This window comes from Citrobacter sp. RHBSTW-00944 (assembly GCF_013615435.1).
GTDB classification, from domain to species: Bacteria; Pseudomonadota; Gammaproteobacteria; order Enterobacterales; family Enterobacteriaceae; genus Citrobacter; species Citrobacter braakii.
In genome coordinates, this window is the sequence record NZ_CP055418.1 from 4,536,199 (window position 1) to 4,553,363 (window position 17,165).

Annotated in this window: 17 protein-coding genes; 6 read left to right on the forward strand and 11 right to left on the reverse strand. The window is 51.8% G+C overall.

What is annotated here, in order from left to right; genetic code table 11:
* Nucleotides 1–6 precede the first annotated feature (6 nt).
* The 3 genes from nanT to nanR form a co-directional block, all read right to left on the reverse strand.
* Nucleotides 7–1,497, reverse strand: coding sequence for a sialic acid transporter NanT (gene nanT / locus HV334_RS22000; RefSeq protein ID WP_016154702.1), 1,491 nt, complete (start codon nucleotides 1,495–1,497; stop codon nucleotides 7–9).
* A gap of 116 nt (nucleotides 1,498–1,613) precedes the next feature.
* Complete coding sequence (gene nanA, locus HV334_RS22005) at nucleotides 1,614–2,507, reverse strand: N-acetylneuraminate lyase (protein ID WP_181220903.1); 894 nt, start codon at nucleotides 2,505–2,507, stop codon at nucleotides 1,614–1,616.
* Nucleotides 2,508–2,641: 134 nt separating this feature from the next.
* Nucleotides 2,642–3,433, reverse strand: a complete 792-nt coding sequence (nanR, locus tag HV334_RS22010) for a transcriptional regulator NanR (protein ID WP_181220904.1) — start codon at nucleotides 3,431–3,433, stop codon at nucleotides 2,642–2,644.
* Nucleotides 3,434–3,792: 359 nt separating this feature from the next.
* On the opposite strand from nanR, the gene dcuC reads away from it, so the two are divergent.
* Nucleotides 3,793–5,160 carry an anaerobic C4-dicarboxylate transporter DcuC gene (dcuC, locus tag HV334_RS22015; protein ID WP_016154705.1) on the forward strand — a complete coding sequence of 456 codons (1,368 nt, stop codon included), beginning with the start codon at nucleotides 3,793–3,795 and terminating at the stop codon, nucleotides 5,158–5,160.
* A 44-nt stretch (nucleotides 5,161–5,204) separates the two neighbouring features.
* Here dcuC and sspB read toward each other — a convergent pair whose 3' ends face one another.
* From sspB to zapE, 5 genes are all read right to left on the reverse strand, one after another.
* On the reverse strand, nucleotides 5,205–5,708 hold the full coding sequence (sspB, locus tag HV334_RS22020; RefSeq protein ID WP_016154706.1) for a ClpXP protease specificity-enhancing factor: 504 nt from the start codon (nucleotides 5,706–5,708) through the stop codon (nucleotides 5,205–5,207).
* A gap of 5 nt (nucleotides 5,709–5,713) precedes the next feature.
* Nucleotides 5,714–6,352 (reverse strand): stringent starvation protein SspA, encoded by a 639-nt coding sequence (sspA, locus tag HV334_RS22025; RefSeq protein ID WP_003025132.1) that lies wholly within the window; start codon nucleotides 6,350–6,352, stop codon nucleotides 5,714–5,716.
* 316 nt (nucleotides 6,353–6,668) lie between these two features.
* Nucleotides 6,669–7,061: a 30S ribosomal protein S9 gene (gene rpsI, locus HV334_RS22030; protein ID WP_003025138.1), complete on the reverse strand. Its 393-nt coding sequence runs from the start codon at nucleotides 7,059–7,061 to the stop codon at nucleotides 6,669–6,671.
* Nucleotides 7,062–7,076: 15 nt separating this feature from the next.
* The gene (gene rplM, locus HV334_RS22035) at nucleotides 7,077–7,505 is read right to left on the reverse strand and encodes a 50S ribosomal protein L13 (protein ID WP_003025141.1); all 429 of its coding nucleotides are present in this window, start codon (nucleotides 7,503–7,505) and stop codon (nucleotides 7,077–7,079) included.
* 218 nt (nucleotides 7,506–7,723) lie between these two features.
* Nucleotides 7,724–8,851 carry a cell division protein ZapE gene (gene zapE / locus HV334_RS22040; RefSeq protein ID WP_181220905.1) on the reverse strand — a complete coding sequence of 376 codons (1,128 nt, stop codon included), beginning with the start codon at nucleotides 8,849–8,851 and terminating at the stop codon, nucleotides 7,724–7,726.
* A 192-nt stretch (nucleotides 8,852–9,043) separates the two neighbouring features.
* Here zapE and zapG point away from each other — a divergent pair, with 192 nt between their 5' ends.
* The 3 genes from zapG (at nucleotide 9,044) to degS (ending at nucleotide 12,135) form a co-directional block, all read left to right on the forward strand.
* Nucleotides 9,044–9,442, forward strand: a complete 399-nt coding sequence (gene zapG, locus HV334_RS22045) for a Z-ring associated protein ZapG (protein ID WP_003025147.1) — start codon at nucleotides 9,044–9,046, stop codon at nucleotides 9,440–9,442.
* Nucleotides 9,443–9,610: 168 nt separating this feature from the next.
* Nucleotides 9,611–10,978, forward strand: a complete 1,368-nt coding sequence (gene degQ, locus HV334_RS22050) for a serine endoprotease DegQ (RefSeq protein ID WP_047413942.1) — start codon at nucleotides 9,611–9,613, stop codon at nucleotides 10,976–10,978.
* 89 nt (nucleotides 10,979–11,067) lie between these two features.
* The gene (gene degS / locus HV334_RS22055) at nucleotides 11,068–12,135 is read left to right on the forward strand and encodes an outer membrane-stress sensor serine endopeptidase DegS (protein ID WP_003025154.1); all 1,068 of its coding nucleotides are present in this window, start codon (nucleotides 11,068–11,070) and stop codon (nucleotides 12,133–12,135) included.
* 120 nt (nucleotides 12,136–12,255) lie between these two features.
* On the opposite strand, the gene mdh is transcribed toward degS, so the two are convergent.
* Nucleotides 12,256–13,191, reverse strand: coding sequence for a malate dehydrogenase (gene mdh, locus HV334_RS22060; protein ID WP_008785953.1), 936 nt, complete (start codon nucleotides 13,189–13,191; stop codon nucleotides 12,256–12,258).
* Between the two features lie 436 nt (nucleotides 13,192–13,627).
* Between mdh and argR the strand changes: the two genes are divergently transcribed.
* Entirely contained in the window at nucleotides 13,628–14,098 is a 471-nt protein-coding gene (gene argR, locus HV334_RS22065) for a transcriptional regulator ArgR (protein ID WP_003025162.1), read from the forward strand.
* Nucleotides 14,099–14,473: 375 nt separating this feature from the next.
* Entirely contained in the window at nucleotides 14,474–14,740 is a 267-nt protein-coding gene (yhcN, locus tag HV334_RS22070; protein ID WP_003025165.1) for a peroxide/acid stress response protein YhcN, read from the forward strand.
* A gap of 56 nt (nucleotides 14,741–14,796) precedes the next feature.
* On the opposite strand, the gene HV334_RS22075 is transcribed toward yhcN, so the two are convergent.
* Both HV334_RS22075 and aaeB read right to left on the reverse strand, forming a co-directional pair.
* The gene (locus HV334_RS22075; RefSeq protein ID WP_016154709.1) at nucleotides 14,797–15,075 is read right to left on the reverse strand and encodes a barnase inhibitor; all 279 of its coding nucleotides are present in this window, start codon (nucleotides 15,073–15,075) and stop codon (nucleotides 14,797–14,799) included.
* Between the two features lie 119 nt (nucleotides 15,076–15,194).
* Nucleotides 15,195–17,162, reverse strand: coding sequence for a p-hydroxybenzoic acid efflux pump subunit AaeB (gene aaeB, locus HV334_RS22080; RefSeq protein ID WP_047499757.1), 1,968 nt, complete (start codon nucleotides 17,160–17,162; stop codon nucleotides 15,195–15,197).
* Nucleotides 17,163–17,165 lie beyond the last annotated feature (3 nt).

Below are 17,165 nucleotides of genomic sequence, written 5' to 3' on the forward strand. Positions count from 1 at the left end.
AACGGATTAACTTTTGGATTTCACCATGGTGCTTTTGTCGCCGCCGAACGGCACGGCCCCGCTAAACGGTTTGCCATCAATGGCATCATGCGTACGCAATGCTTCAGGCCGCAGCCAGCGCTGTACGCGAGACGGCATATCGAGACCAATCAGCAGGATCACCACAAATGTCAGGCCGAAAGAGAGCGATCCCAACGCGGTGCCCAGATCCAGTCGTTGGGCAATCAGCGCACCGATGATCGGTGCCAGCGCCCCGCCCAGTGCACCCACGTTGTAGGTGAAGCCCAGACCCGCCGCACGCTGGTCGGTATCGAAATAGCCGCCAATCAGTTTTGGTAAGATCCCGGAGATCCCCTGACCGAGCATTTGCTGGAAAAACAGCAGTAAACCCAGTACCCAGACGTTTGAGCCGCCAATCGCAAACACTGGAATAATGAGCAACTGCGAAGCCAGCAGACTGCAGACATAGGCCTTACGCGTGCCCAGCCAGTCGCCAAGAAAACCACCGACGCAACAACCGACCGCCGCGCCAAAGCCGCTAAAGAAGAGCACCCTGGCGACAGTGGAAGGGTCATACAGCAGTTCGGTTTTCAGATAGGTTGGCAGCAGCGCCTGAATCGGCCACGAGTAAAGGAAGGCAAACAGCACAACCACCATCAGCATGACGCCCGTCGGCCAGCGTTTCCCGCTGCTTTGCACCATAAAACTAATGAAGATAAACGCGCATATCAGGCCAAGGACCGCCACGATAGCCGCATTTTGCAGGTTGCCTGCAAAGCAGAACCACAGCGCGGTTGCGGCGGCGAGAGTCATCACAATATTGATAACCCGATGTTCGCCCCGGTAGAGAATGTCCACCATCGTGCGTACCGGCGCTTTGCCTTCGTGTTTCTCTTTCCAGTCTTCCGCTTCCGGAATATTTTTACGCAGCCAGAGGGCGAAGATAATCGGCAAAATGCCGATGAAGAACAGCGCGCGCCATCCCCAGACCGGGACCACCAGGCTGTAGACCTGCGCGGCGATCACTGCGCCTACAGAGAAGCCGGAAATCAGGAAGCCGCTGGCTTTGTTTCGCAGGTGCCTGGGCCAGCTTTCAATAACATAAGTTGCGCTGGAGCCGTACTCACCAGCCATCCCCATACCGATAACCAGGCGGGCGATAAACATGGTGGTGTAGCCCGGCGCGAAGCCGCAGGCCAGCGTCCCCACAGAGAACAGAATGATACTGGTGACCATCGCCAGGCGGCGTCCATAACGGTCGCCCATCGCGCCCAGCATTAACCCGCCAAACCAGCGGGAGATAAAAGCGGCCGAGATCAGACTGGCCGCCTGCACCGTCGTCAGTCCGAATTCGCCTTGTACTTCCGTCAGCACAAGGGCGATTAATACAAAATCAAAACCATCAAGCAAATATCCCAGCCAGGCGGCAGAAAATGCCCGCCATTGTGCCCGATTGAGATGGCGATACCACGGGATGCTCTGGGTAGAAGTACTCATTTTACTCTCCCGACGATCTTTATTTTCGTTGTGGTGCCGGATGGCGGATTCGCCTTATCCGGCCTACGAGTCTTGTTTTTGCAGGCCGGATAAGCATTGTGCTATCCGGCGTCCGATCAGTCGCGTTCCAGCATTAATTGCTGGGCCAGCGCTTTCAGTTCCGGCAGATATTGTTCATCTACCGGGGCAAATGGTTTACGGCACAGCGGAACAGAAACCACGTCCATATAGTGCAATACCGTCTTCAGGCCGCGGAACACGCCAACCTTAATGAGCAGATCGATAACCTTATTGCACTCGGTTTGCAGCTTTTGCGCCGTCTGGATGTCGCCTTCTTTGAGCGCTTTCACAATTCCCTGATAACGCCATCCCATAATGTTGTAAGTGCTACCGATACCGCCATCTGCGCCCGCCAGCAGACCAGAAGCGAAGATCTCGTCATAACCGTTATAAAGCACCAGATCGGGGTGAGCGCGGCGGATCTGTTCCATCTGATAGAGATCGCCTGAGGTTTGCTTCAGCGCGCCAACGCCCGGCAACGTCACCAGCGTGTTGATCTGATCCAGCGTCAGTTTTACGCCGCTCAGCGCCGGGATGTTATAGACCACCATCGGCAAGCCATCAGCGGAATCAATAATTGCACGGTAGTGATCGCAGTGCTCTTCAAAGCTGAACGGATAGTAAAACGGTGTGACGGCTGAAACCGCATCAAAGCCGTAGCGATGCGCGGCACTCGCCAGCTGTTGGCTCTCTTCGGTACTCACTGTGCCAACGTGAGCGATCAGCGTCACCTTGCCTTTCGCTTCTTCGGCAACAATTTCCAGTACCTGCTCTCTCTCAGCGCGGTTTTGGACAAATGCCTCACCCGTAGACCCACCGACATAGAGCCCGTCGATCCCTTGCCCAATGTTGAAACGCACCAGGCGGCGCAGGCTCTCAATGTCCAGTCGCTGTTGGCTATCGAATGGGGTTAACAACGCTGGCATTACGCCTTTTAAATCTCTTGCCATAGCTACCTCTGATGATGATTAGTGTTATCTGACTACATACCTTTATACCTGTTATACCAGATCAAATAAGCAGCAATACAATACAGAACGCTTATAGTGCGATCTGCCTCACTAAACGATCGTCAGGATCGCGATTACTTACGCAATTTTTTACTTTTGCTGAAGGCGTGCCAGGTAGCGGAAACGCTGTTGAGATGTTCTTGCAGTGCGCGGTCAGCTTCCTCAGGGTCGCGCTGACGAATCGCGTCGACAATAGCGATATGCTGCTGATAACTCACGTTATTGTGCTCATACAACTCTTGGTCGGCTACGGTCGGACGGGCGGCAATCAGCCAGTCTAACAGCGCAACATGGATAGCCATAAAGATGGGATTGCCCGGGATCTCCGCCAGTATGCGGTGAAAATCAACGTCCGAGCGAATGAACAGCGTATTGTCATCGAGCGACTGGCTGTTGATCTCCAGTGCTTTCGCCAGTCTGTCGATTTGCTCATCCGTCGCATGTTCTGCGGCGTATCGTACCAGGCTGGATTCAAAGAACAGTCGCAGCTGTTCGAAGTGGGGAATACCACCGGGATGCGCGAGGAAATCTTTCGCCATACCGGACAGCTCGCTGATAATGGTATCAGCTGAAGGACGCGAAACGCGGGCGCGCTCGCCATTGTTGATTTGCACCAGACCTTTGCGTTTTAACGCTGCCAGCGCTTCTCGTACAGAAGGACGGCCCACGTTAAAGAAGGCCATCAGCTCCCGCTCAGACGGTAACTGTTCGCCCTCGCCAAATTCCCGACGACGAATCATCTGCTCCAGTTCTTCTTCAACCATTTCAGACAGCTTTTTACGCGCCAGCGGGCGGTTGCGTAAGCTACGGCCAATGGTGGATGGAGAGTCTTCAGCTTGCGAATCAAATGCGTTCATAGGGCCCATTCAGCTAAGTCGTGGTGACAAATAACAGCGGGTTTATCCTAACACAGGATCGAAAGCAGGGTGAAATGATGGTCAATCAGACTGTCGGGCTTATTGGCGGTCTAACGCATCCGGATATTTTGTTACGCTAAAACATTCAGCTTATCTTTAATTGAAAACAATCATATTCGCTTCGTGAAATTTATGAATATGAACGTGATAAATTATCATAACCATCTATTTTATAACGATAAATAATTTAAACATCGAATTAAAAATAAGATATTCACTCCATAAAAATCGCCCGAAAAAATATAACATCCGTTTGGACAACAGCGTTATTACCGGATTTATCTTCTTCTCTGGCATGGAGTGAAACAATGTTCGGCATCATTATCTCTGTCATCGTTTTATTAACGATGGGTTACCTGATCCTCAAAAACTACAAACCGCAGGTAGTGCTGGCAGCCGCGGGGATCTTCCTGATGATCTGCGGCGTCTGGCTAGGCTACGGTGCGCTGGTCGCTAACGACAAGAGCAGCGGCTATCTACTGGTCGATATTTACAACGAAATTCTGCGTATGCTTTCCAATCGGGCGGCCGGACTAGGGTTATCAATCATGGCGGTAGGTGGTTATGCCCGTTATATGGACAGGATGGGGGCCAGCAGAGCGATGGTTAGCCTGTTAAGCCGCCCGCTTAAGCTAATCCGCTCACCCTATGTTGTTCTTGCCGCCACCTATGTGATTGGTCAGATCATGGCGCAGTTCATCACCAGCGCTTCCGGGTTAGGCATGCTGCTGATGGTGACGCTGTTCCCGACGCTGGTCAGTCTTGGCGTGAGCCGTTTATCCGCGGTGGCGGTCATTGCCACTTCAATGTCAATTGAATGGGGCATTCTGGAAACCAACTCTATTTTTGCCGCGCAGGTGGCGGGCATGAAAATCGCTACCTACTTCTTTCACTATCAGTTACCCGTCGCATCGTGCGTTATCGTCGCCGTCGCTATTGCACATTTTTTCGTTCAGCGGCAGTTTGATAAAAAAGCATTCCCGGAAAGCAACGGATTCGCTGAACAAAAGACGCTGGAAAACGTGCCACCTCTCTATTACGCCATTCTACCCGTCATGCCGCTGCTTCTGATGTTGGGCTCGCTTGCCCTGGCACATATGGGGTTAATGAAAACAGAGCTGAATCTGGTGGTGGTCATGCTGATGAGCATGACGCTGACGATGTTTGTCGAGTTCCTGCATAAACATAATCTGCGCGAAACGATGGATGACGTGCAGGCCTTCTTTGATGGCATGGGAACCCAGTTTGCCAACGTTGTCACGCTGGTGGTCGCCGGTGAGATCTTTGCGAAAGGGTTGACGACTATCGGGACTGTCGACGCCGTAATAAAAGGTGCAGAGCATTCCGGCCTTGGCGGTATCGGCGTGATGATCATCATGGCCGTGGTCATTGCCGCCTGTGCGATTGTCATGGGGTCAGGTAACGCGCCGTTTATGTCTTTTGCCAGCCTGATTCCAGATATTGCCGCCGGACTACATATTCCTGCGGTAGTGATGATTATGCCGATGCATTTTGCTACTACGCTGGCCCGGGCGGTATCCCCCATTACAGCGGTCATTGTGGTGACATCAGGTATTGCGGGCGTATCGCCCTTTGAGGTGGTAAAACGTACGGCCATCCCGATGGCGGTGGGATTTGTGGTCAATATGATAGTCACCATCACGCTGTTTTACTGATCCCGAAGGCAGAAAACAGAACAGGCCCCAAAGGGCCTGTTTTTTTATTTCACTACGCGTAGCGCTGGACGCCCACCGCGAGGCGGCGGCGGAGTGTCATCCGGATCGTTGTCGTCGCCATTGTCAGGCTTATCGCCATCAATGACCGACATGACCGTTTCACTCTCAAAACCAGGTGCGTCGTTGTCGTCATCATTTAAGCTGGCGACATCTTCGTCGTAGGCGGCTTCCGGCTCGAACATAGTACCGGCGCCATTTTCACGAGCATAAATTGCCAGAACTGCCGCCAGCGGTACAGAAACCTGACGCGGCACACCACCGAAGCGCGCGTTAAAGCGCACTTCATCGTTAGCCAGTTCCAGGTTACCCACCGCACGCGGTGCGATATTCAGAACAATTTGCCCATCACGCGCATATTCCATAGGAACCTGCACGTCCTGAAGCGTCACATCCACCACCAGGTGCGGCGTAAGCTGGTTGTCTAACAACCACTCATAGAATGCGCGCAGCAGATACGGACGGCGTGGTGTTAGCTGTGGCAAATCCATACAGGTTAACCCCGGCCCAGACGCATTTCACGTTCAGGCTCAGTCAGAGAAGCCAGGAAAGAATCACGTTCAAAGACGCGAGTCATGTACCCTTTCAGTTCTTTCGAACCTGCACCGTTGAATTCAATGCCCAGCTGCGGTAAACGCCACAGCAGCGGCGCCAGGTAGCAGTCTACCAGGCTGAACTCATCGCTCAGGAAGTAAGGTTTCTGGCCAAATACTGGTGCAATTGCCAGCAGTTCTTCGCGCAGACGCTTACGCGCGACTTCGGCTTCAGAAGCAGAACCGTTCACGATGACGTTCATCAGCGTGTACCAGTCTTTTTCAATACGCTGCATGTACAGGCGGCTTTCACCACGCGCAACCGGGTAAACCGGCATCAGCGGCGGATGCGGGAAGCGCTCATCCAGGTATTCCATAATGATGCGAGATTCCCACAGGGTCAGCTCACGATCCACCAGTGTCGGTACGCTCTGATTCGGGTTGAGGTCGATCAGATCCTGCGGTGGATTGTCCTTCTCCACATGCTCAATCTCGAAACTAACACCTTTCTCAGCCAGCACAATGCGGACCTGATGGCTATAGATGTCAGTAGGACCAGAAAACAGCGTCATTACCGAACGTTTGTTGGCAGCGACAGCCATGAAAACCTCCAGGTATATTCAGAATTTTTACTGCTACCAGCCACTAAGTGGCCAGCCAGAAGTGATGTCACCCATATTCGGGAAAGCCATTACTGTTCAAAATACAAACAAAAAATGAACGATACCGGACATTTGGGCAGAAAATTGGATGATAGTTTACCAGATTTTGTGACCTTTGTGGTGAGTCGATTCTTGAAATGGGGAAAAAGAGGTGGCAATCAGCGGATTACCGTGGTTATACGGAGAGCAGTAACGATAAAAAAACCCGCCGAAGCGGGTTTTTTCGCAAATTGTCGTCTGCCGAAGCAGAGTACAATTAACGTTTGGAGAACTGAGGACGACGACGTGCTTTACGCAGACCGACTTTCTTACGTTCAACCTGACGAGCATCACGGGTAACGAAGCCAGCTTTACGCAGTTCGCCACGCAGGGATTCGTCGTACTCCATCAGAGCGCGGGTGATACCGTGACGGATCGCACCAGCCTGACCAGAGATACCACCACCTTTAACAGTGATGTACAGATCCAGTTTCTCAACCATGTCGACCAGTTCCAGCGGCTGACGAACTACCATGCGGGCAGTTTCACGACCGAAGTACTGTTCCAGAGAACGTTGGTTGATTACGATTTTACCACTGCCCGGTTTGATGAAAACGCGAGCTGCGGAACTTTTGCGGCGACCAGTGCCGTAGTATTGATTTTCAGCCATTGCCTATAATCCCGATTAGATGTCAAGAACTTGCGGTTGCTGTGCCGCGTGGTTGTGCTCGTTGCCAGCGTAAACTTTCAGTTTACGGAACATAGCACGACCCAGCGGGCCTTTTGGCAGCATGCCTTTAACCGCGATTTCAAGCACACGCTCAGGACGGCGAGCAATCATCTCTTCAAAGGTCGCTTGTTTGATACCGCCGATGTGACCGGTGTGGTGATAGTACACTTTGTCAGTACGCTTGTTGCCAGTTACAGCAACTTTGTCAGCGTTCAGAACGATGATGTAATCACCGGTATCTACGTGCGGAGTATATTCCGCTTTGTGCTTACCGCGCAGGCGCAGAGCCAGTTCGGAAGCCAGACGGCCCAGAGTTTTACCGGTCGCGTCAACAACATACCAGTCGCGTTTTACGGTTTCTGGTTTAGCTGTAAAAGTTTTCATTAAAAGCTTACCCAAATAAATAAGTTACACGTTGGTGAACACCCAAACGTTTTGTCAGTTGAGGTTCACACGACATTGTCCAGCAAACCTACCCCTTCGAATAGCCTATGCCGGCGCATAGAAAGTTTTGGGAAAAAAACTCTCTCGTAACGTGGGGTCGCAAGATTATAGAGAAGTCAGGGTCAAAGATCGACCCCTTTATGTGATTTGCAGCAGGTTTAACCGGCTAAATGTTCCCGCTTCAGATACTCTTCGCTTTGCATCTCCTGCAAACGCGACAAACAACGCTGAAATTCAAACTTCAGACGCTCGCCCTGATAAATTTCATAAAGTGGTGAGGCCGCACTGACCACCAGCTTAACGTGGCGTTCGTAGAACTCATCCACCAGTGCGATAAAACGCCGCGCTTCGCTCTCCAGCAGCGTCGTCATGACCGGCACATCAGACAACAGCACCGTATGAAACAGACGCGATAGCGCAATGTAGTCATGCTGACTACGCGCATCGACACAGAGCGTGGTGAACGACACCGCCAGCGTTTGGTTTTCGACGGCCAGCGTCTGCATTGGACGATGATTGATCTCCAGCGTCGGCGCATGTTCACTTTTCGTTCCCGCTAATGCCAGCCAGAGCTTGTCCATCTGCTGGCGGGTTTCCTCATTCAGTGGCGACAACCACAAATGCGCCTGCGTTAAGGTGCGCAGACGATAATCGACGCCAGCATCGACATTCATGATGTCACAATGCTGTTTGATGGCATCAATGGCAGGAAGAAAACGCGTACGTTGCAAACCGTTGCGATACAGCTCATCAGGCGGAATATTGGAGGTTGCCACCAGCGTAATACCACGGGCAAACAGCGCCTTCATCAGACCGCCGAGCAGCATGGCGTCGGTGATGTCAGAAACAAAAAATTCGTCAAAGCACAGCACGTCCGTTTCAGCCTTAAAGCGGTCGGCAATGATTTCCAGCGGATCACTCTGCCCCTGCAGGGCCGTAAGCTCTTCATGGACACGCAGCATAAAACGGTGAAAGTGCAAACGCTGTTTACGCCCGCCCGGCAGGCTATGGAAGAACAGATCCATCAGCCACGTTTTTCCTCGCCCGACTCCGCCCCACATATACAGACCACGCACTGGCGCGTTGGTCGGTGACTCACGCTTTCCCAGCAATTTGCCAAAACGCGCCATCAGTCCGCTCTCCTGCGGCGCAGGACGTGCTGGCGTCGAAAGCGCCTGGAAAATTGTTTCCAGTCGATTCACTGCTTCTTGTTGTACGTTGTCGGGCTGATGACTGCCGTCTTTGAGGGCTTGCTGGTAACGCGATGTCGGGGAAAGGCTTTGCATGATGTTATTGTTATTCCTTGAGAATCGATGTGCCGTCGCTCACGGTTGACGAAAAAAAGGCCGTTCTACATTACGTGATATAAACACGGGATTCCACTTCTACGGAATTAGCGGTTATAGTGGCATAATCAGGCGCAGGCATGGAGCCTAAAGCCAACACCCTACGGAAACACAAGACAACGGGAGATGTTCATGACCTGGGAATATGCGCTAATTGGGTTAGTCGTCGGTATCATTATTGGTGCTGTAGCCATGCGTTTTGGTAATCGTAAATTACGCCAACAGCAGGCATTGCAGTACGAACTGGAAAAAAATAAAGCTGAGCTGGAAGAGTACCGCGAAGAGCTGGTGAGCCACTTTGCCCGCAGCGCTGAACTGCTGGATAACATGGCGGACGATTATCGTCAGATCTACCAGCATATGGCGAAAAGCTCCAGCAACCTGCTGCCGGGTATGTCACCGGAAAATAATCCGTTCCGTAATCGTCTGGCAGAATCCGAAGCGGGTAACGATCAGGCGCCGGTTCAGATGCCGCGTGACTATTCTGAAGGCGCATCTGGCCTGCTGCGTAGTGGCGCAAAGCGCGACTAACTGCACATCGTTAAGAAATTTATTGGGCGCAGCAATTGCGCCCTCCGCTTCTCTTCCTGTCCCAGCTATTATTTAGTCGTTAGCCTCATTGTGACCAAACCGAAAATTCAATAACATCAAACTGTTTTGAATCATCTTCCGTTTACTCAAGGTACGAGAGCAGGATCCATGAAAAAACAAACCCAGCTGTTGAGTGCATTAGCGTTAAGTGTCGGGTTAACTCTCTCGGCGCCATTCCCAGCCGTAGCGTCGATTCCCGGCCAGGTTCCCGGTCAGGCTGCGCTCCCCAGCCTCGCCCCGATGCTGGAGAAAGTGTTACCTGCCGTGGTGAGCGTAAGGGTCGAAGGCACCGCCGCTCAGGGGCAGAAAGTCCCGGAAGAGTTCAAAAAGTTTTTTGGTGATGAACTTCCCGATCAACCTGCACAACCTTTTGAAGGGCTGGGTTCCGGGGTCATCATTGATGCCGCCAAAGGCTACGTCCTGACCAATAATCACGTCATCAACCAGGCGCAAAAAATCAGCGTCCAGCTTAACGATGGCCGTGAGTTCGACGCTAAGCTTATCGGCAGCGACGACCAGAGCGATATCGCTCTGCTGCAAATTCAACACCCCAGCAACCTGACGCAAATTGCCATTGCCGACTCCGACAAACTCCGCGTCGGTGATTTTGCGGTGGCCGTGGGTAACCCGTTTGGTTTGGGGCAAACGGCCACCTCCGGCATCGTATCAGCTTTGGGTCGCAGCGGGTTGAACCTGGAAGGTCTGGAAAACTTTATTCAGACCGATGCCTCCATCAACCGGGGTAACTCCGGCGGCGCGTTGCTAAACCTCAATGGTGAGCTGATTGGCATTAACACCGCGATTCTGGCCCCCGGCGGCGGTAGCATCGGTATTGGTTTTGCGATCCCGAGCAATATGGCACGCACGCTGGCGCAGCAACTGATGCAGTTTGGTGAAATCAAACGTGGTCTGCTGGGAATTAAAGGCACCGAAATGACCGCCGATATCGCCAAAGCGTTCAAACTGGACGTGCAGCGCGGCGCGTTTGTCAGCGAGGTTCTGCCTAACTCTGGCTCCGCAAAAGCAGGTGTGAAGTCTGGTGACGTCATTACCAGCCTCAACGGCAAACCGCTCAACAGCTTCGCCGAACTGCGTTCACGCATAGCGACAACCGAACCAGGGACCAAAGTCAAACTGGGCCTGCTGCGTAACGGTAAACCGCTGGAGGTTGAAGTAACCCTGGATACCAGTACATCATCGTCCGCCAGCGCGGAGATGATTGCTCCTGCGTTGCAAGGGGCTACGCTCAGTGACGGTCAGCTTAAAGACGGCACCAAAGGCATCAAAATTGATAACGTTGAAAAAAGCAGCCCAGCCGCGCAGGCCGGTCTGCATAAAGATGACGTTATCATTGGCGTTAACCGCGATCGTGTAAACTCGATCGCCGAAATGCGTAAAGTGCTGGAAACGAAACCGTCGATCATTGCTCTGCAGGTAGTGCGTGGTAACGAGAGTATTTACCTGCTCCTGCGTTAACGCATGCAACCGGACATCAGCCCCCCGTGTGATGTCCGGTAAACTCGTGATATGCTGCTGCCGTTCCCTTTATTAATGACGCCGCCATCATGTTTGTGAAGCTTTTACGTTCGGTCGCGATTGGTTTAATCGTCGGCGCTATTCTGCTGGCCGCGATGCCCTCTCTGCGAAAAATAAATACGCTTACCGCGCCACAGTTCGACAGTGCAGATGAAACGCCCGCCAGCTATAACCCGGCGGTTCGCCGTGCAGCGCCTGCCGTCGTTAACGTTTATAACCGTAGTATGAACAGCACAGCGCATAACCAGCTTGAGATCCGCACACTCGGCTCAGGCGTTATCATGGATCAGCGCGGCTATATCATTACCAATAAGCACGTCATTAATGATGCCGACCAAATCATCGTCGCGTTGCAGGATGGGCGTGTATTCGAAGCGCTGCTAGTGGGTTCTGATACGTTAACCGATCTTGCGGTGCTGAAAATCAACGCGACTGGCGGACTGCCGACAATTCCAATTAATAACAAACGCGTGCCGCACATCGGCGATGTCGTCCTCGCCATTGGTAACCCTTACAACCTTGGGCAAACCATCACTCAGGGGATTATCAGCGCCACCGGTCGTATTGGCCTGAACCCGACTGGACGGCAAAACTTCCTGCAAACAGATGCCTCCATCAACCACGGCAACTCCGGCGGCGCGTTGGTCAACTCGTTGGGCGAGTTAATGGGTATTAACACGCTGTCATTTGATAAGAGCAACGATGGCGAAACCCCGGAAGGGATCGGCTTTGCTATTCCGTTTCAGTTGGCAACCAAAATCATGGATAAGCTGATTCGTGACGGGCGCGTGATTCGTGGCTACATCGGCATCAGCGGTCGCGAAATTGCGCCACTGCACGCCCAGGGCGGCGGGATGGATCAAATTCAGGGGATTGTAGTTAACGAAGTGGCCCCAGACGGTCCGGCTGCGCAGGCAGGAATTCAGGTTAACGATCTGATTATTTCGGTCAATAACAAACCGGCAGTATCTGCGCTGGAGACCATGGACCAGGTGGCAGAGATTCGCCCTGGTTCGGTTATCTCTGTTGTCGTGATGCGTGATGACAAGCAGTTGACGCTGCAGGTAACGATTCAGGAATACCCGGCTACAAACTAAATCACAAACGAAATGATGTAAAAAAACCGGAGATAGCTCCGGTTTTTTTATGCGTCAAATTCGCGATATTTGTAGGACGGATAAAGCGTTAAACACCGCCATCCGGCCTACATAAAGGCGTTATTTAACGAACTCTTCACCCAGGGTGATATCTTTCTTCAGCGTATCCAGCATACCTTCCAGCGAGCTCTGCTCAAATGCGCTCAGCTTGCCGATAGACTGGCGTTCTTCTACGCCGTTTTTACCCAACAGCAGCGGCTGAGAGAAGAAGCGAGCATACTGGCCGTCGCCTTCAACGTAAGCACATTCAACCACGCCTTTTTCGCCGCTCAGCGCGCGAACCAGTGACAGGCCGAAACGTGCTGCAGCCTGACCCATAGACAGGGTTGCAGATCCGCCACCGGCTTTAGCTTCCACAACTTCAGTACCCGCATTCTGGATACGTTTGGTCAGGTCAGCCGCTTCTTGCTCAGTGAAGCTCACGCCAGGGATTTGTGACAGCAGCGGGAGAATGGTCACGCCAGAGTGGCCGCCAATAACCGGGACTTCAACGTCACCAGGCTGCTTGCCTTTCAGTTCCGCAACAAAGGTGTTGGAGCGGATGATGTCCAGCGTGGTCACGCCAAACAGTTTGTTCTTATCGTATACGCCTGCTTTTTTCAGCACTTCTGCAGCGATAGCAACGGTCGTGTTCACCGGGTTGGTGATGATACCGATACATGCTTTCGGGCAGGTTTTAGCAACCTGCTGCACCAGGTTCTTCACGATACCGGCGTTAACGTTGAACAGGTCGGAACGATCCATACCCGGTTTACGTGCGACACCCGCAGAGATCAGTACCACATCAGCACCTTCCAGTGCAGGGGTAGCGTCTTCGCCGCTGAAGCCTTTGATTTTCACAGCAGTAGGGATATGGCTCAAATCAACGGCCACGCCAGGCGTTACTGGAGCGATGTCGTACAGGGAGAGTTCTGAACCTGAAGGCAGTTGGGTTTTTAACAGTAATGCTAGCGCCTGACCGATACCACCAGCAGCGCCGAGGACTGCAACTTTCATCCTAAACTCCTTATTATATTGATAAGCAAAGTGTCTATTGCTCCGCGGCGGCGACCTTAATTCACAAATCCAACGAATACAACAACCACGCGTCAAGAATGCGTAGTCACGCAAATTTGGCTTTTATGCATTTAACTTACGTAAAATAAAACCTAAGTTACGTAATTCAAAACCACCCGCACAGTAGAGCAACTTTCCAACAGGTGCTGACAATATACCCTACCCACCTCTCAAAACAACATCAATTTGATAACATTTAATTTACTTTTAACCTTATTTGCGAGCCGTGACACAGGCATGTTTCTTGATAACGAAATTTGATAAAATTCCGCTCTTTCATAACATTATTTCAGCCTTGAACAAGGCAGACTGTTTGCATAAAAATTCATCTGTATGCACAATAATGTTGTTTCTACCGCCATATTACGGGTGACTTATGCGAAGCTCGGCAAAACAAGAAGAATTAGTAAAGGCGTTTAAAGCGCTGCTTAAAGAAGAAAAGTTCAGCTCTCAGGGCGAAATCGTCCTCGCGTTGCAGGATCAGGGCTTTGATAATATCAATCAGTCCAAGGTTTCTCGCATGCTGACCAAGTTCGGCGCCGTGCGTACCCGCAATGCGAAAATGGAAATGGTGTACTGCCTGCCGGCAGAGTTAGGGGTACCTACAACATCCAGTCCACTGAAAAATCTGGTATTGGATATCGATTACAACGATGCAGTTGTGGTTATTCATACCAGCCCTGGCGCTGCTCAGTTGATTGCACGTCTGCTGGACTCATTAGGTAAAGCGGAAGGTATTCTGGGTACAATTGCCGGTGACGATACCATCTTCACCACCCCAGCTAAGGGTTTTACGGTAAAAGATTTGTACGAAGCCATTCTGGAACTGTTTGAACAAGAGCTGTAATACTTCCTCCCCGTCGCCTCGCGGCGGGGAAAAACCTCTGTATCCACCCTCCTCCCTCTATTATCCACTGTCATTGATTTAACAAATGGTGCGTTTAACCGTCAAAAGTCATTCACATAGCGAATATGAAGAGTTAAAAACGCACATTTTGCAAAAATTCATATCTCAATGATTTAATTGAATTTATTATAAAACCGATGTTTAAAACCCTATTTTTAATTCTGTTTGGTTATAAAAAATATTTTTCTTAACACTTAATCCGCATGGAAACAATTAGCGTGGTATTAATTTATCGAGTGATTAGTGTATACTTGATTTTGTGATGAGGGTCACGAAATGCAGACCCCAATAAAAGAATTCGACGAGGTAAATATCATGAAAATCAAAACAACTATTGCAACCTTAAGCCTTCTTTCTGTTCTCTCTTTCGGTGCAAGCGCCGCAGTGACTCAGGTGAACTCACAAGAAGCACAGAACCTGCAATCCATGGGCAGCATCTCCGTATCTCAGATCGGTAGCTCACCAATGGACATGCGTCAGGCTATCGCCGCTAAAGCTGAAAAAGCGGGTGCCAGCAGCTATCGCGTCACCGAACTCCGTGAAGGCGCTCACTGGCACGCGACTGCAGAACTCTACAAATAAACCCTCGTCGTCTAGTCCGACGACTTGCCCCCGCCTGCCGGGGGCTTTTTTATGCCTTACATTGAGTGACGAACGTTAAAGCGCAGCTGTCCTTCCAGCTCTTCTTCCGCTTCATCGAACAGTAAAATCAGCGCGCCGTATCGCCTGCGTAGCTTGTCCGGCAAATGAACAAATTCAATCTCCAGCGGCAGCGGTAAAACGTCCCCGATAACCACCTCCCACAGAGAATCTAAATCAACCACCTTTTCCCGGGCGAGACCGAACGCGCGCGTAAACTCACGGTAGAAATCCCCCTGGTCTTCTATCTCGTCAAAATCAAATGTATAGATGTTCATCTATAGCCACCATCCCGACGCCAGTCACTCTACAGACCATCAATATGCAGGAACCTCCTGCATTTTCAGGTAAGTATAGCCATAAAAAAACCGACGCCTTTAGCGTCGGTTTCCAACTCTTAATTACTGGTTAGCGCATGCTGGTATTTGTGCAGCATCCCGCTAAGTCGTTTTACCGGCTCGGTCACCTGCGGCGGCGCTTGCCAGATGATTAATTTCTCCTGATAGATCTCAAGCTCCTCCAGCAACTGGCTAAAGTAGCGTCGGCGCTTGTCGTCGTTTCCTGCGGAAATCACGTGATCCGCAGTGCGACGAAGCTGGCGATGGAACGTGGATAGATCCTCGTTTACCGGTATCGGCGCATCGCGCAAGCGCTGATGCGCAATGATCATCGTCAGCGCCAGGCGAAACTTCGCCAGGTCGCCGGGAAATTTGTTCATCAGCAAAAACAGCTGCTGATAAAGCGCCGGGAGATGGTTTTCTTTACGACGTACCACGTTGGTGGTCATCGCTGAAACCGCCGCCGAGACAAACTGGTTGAGCAACACGCGACCCGTTCTGTCACGAGAGTTATCGCGCACCAACAAAATGACGATAAATGCCAGCACGCAGCCAACAATCTGCCCCAGCGCACTGTCAAGGAACTGGCTAAAGTGGAAGGTCATCGGGTTATCCAGCACGATGATATTAATAGTGCTGGCCAGCGCCCCCATTGATCCCAGCCGTCGTTTCTGTACCTCTATACCCAGAAAGAACCCCAGCACCGCCAGGCTCAGGCACAGTAACAACATGCTTTGTTGCGTATTGGGGATAATCACCAGGAAATAGAGCGCCCCGAGCGGTAACGCCGCCAACGTACCGTAAATAAAGTCTATCGCCACCATGCGCGGGTTGGGCAAACGCATTGCCAGCGAAGTGACAACCGCAATCATCACCATTGCGCCGCTGCCGGAGGTCCATCCGGTCCACAGCCAGAATAAGGTTCCCAGCACACAAGAAAGCGTGGTGCGCCAGAAGTTGACCATCGCATGATGGCGCTCGGCAGACTCCACCTTCACTACTGGCTCACCTTGCAGGATCTCTTCTTCCGTGGCGCTAATTTTGGTATTACTCAGTACACCGCGTTTGAGCAACAGGTAGCGCGTCGCGGCGCCTGCCCAACTATATATCGTGATCGGCGTTTCGCGTTCGCCGGTCCAGGCAATCACCCGCCGCATCCGCTTCAACTGTTTATGAACATCCTGCACCGTTTCAACCGGCATATTGAACAACTCGCGGAAGGTATCAGTGATCAGTTCGGGTCGAGTGTTCTGAATAAGATAGGTTTCGCAGGACTGCGTGATGAGCGTGAGTGACAGCGTGTTCAATGCTTTGAGCCTGCGGTTAGCCCGCCCCCAACGTGAGGACTCCATATTCAGGTTACTTCGCATGCCTTCCAGCGCCGCCGTACGCCGGACTAAATCGCCCCAGGCTTTGTCCACTTCTTCACTGTCACCATGCTTAATGCACAGCTGCATAAGCTGATACTGCGCCACCAGCAGGCTATCCAGTTCGACATCAATCTCCTGTTTCACCGAACGGGGCGAAAAGAGCAGATCGGCCACAATAGCACAGACAATCCCCATCACTATTTCACTACAGCGTTCGAGCGCAAATTGCGGCGTCAGCAGCGGTTCAGCCTGGATGGTAATGACGATGATCAGCGCCGTATAGCCCGAAAGTCCCCAGGCATAGGAGTTTTCGATCTTCACAAGCGACGAGATCCAGGTACAAAAACCGGCCCAGATACAACACACCAGGATCATCAATAACGGGGCGCGGATCATGCTGATGATAATGATCAGTGCAGCAATACAGCCGATAAATGTCCCGACAATACGCAGCATGCCGCGATAGCGTATAGCACCAGAATAGGGCTCTCCGCCAGCGGCAAAGGCCGGGCCAGCCGCCACAATGGCGGCGGTCAGCACCGCCCAGCGCGGGGTCTCAAGTTGGAAGTGAAAGCCAACGAACAGCGCCAGTACAATCGCGCACGCCAGTTTTACCGCAAAGCGGATATGCTGGTTGGCAATAGAGAAAATGCCCATCAC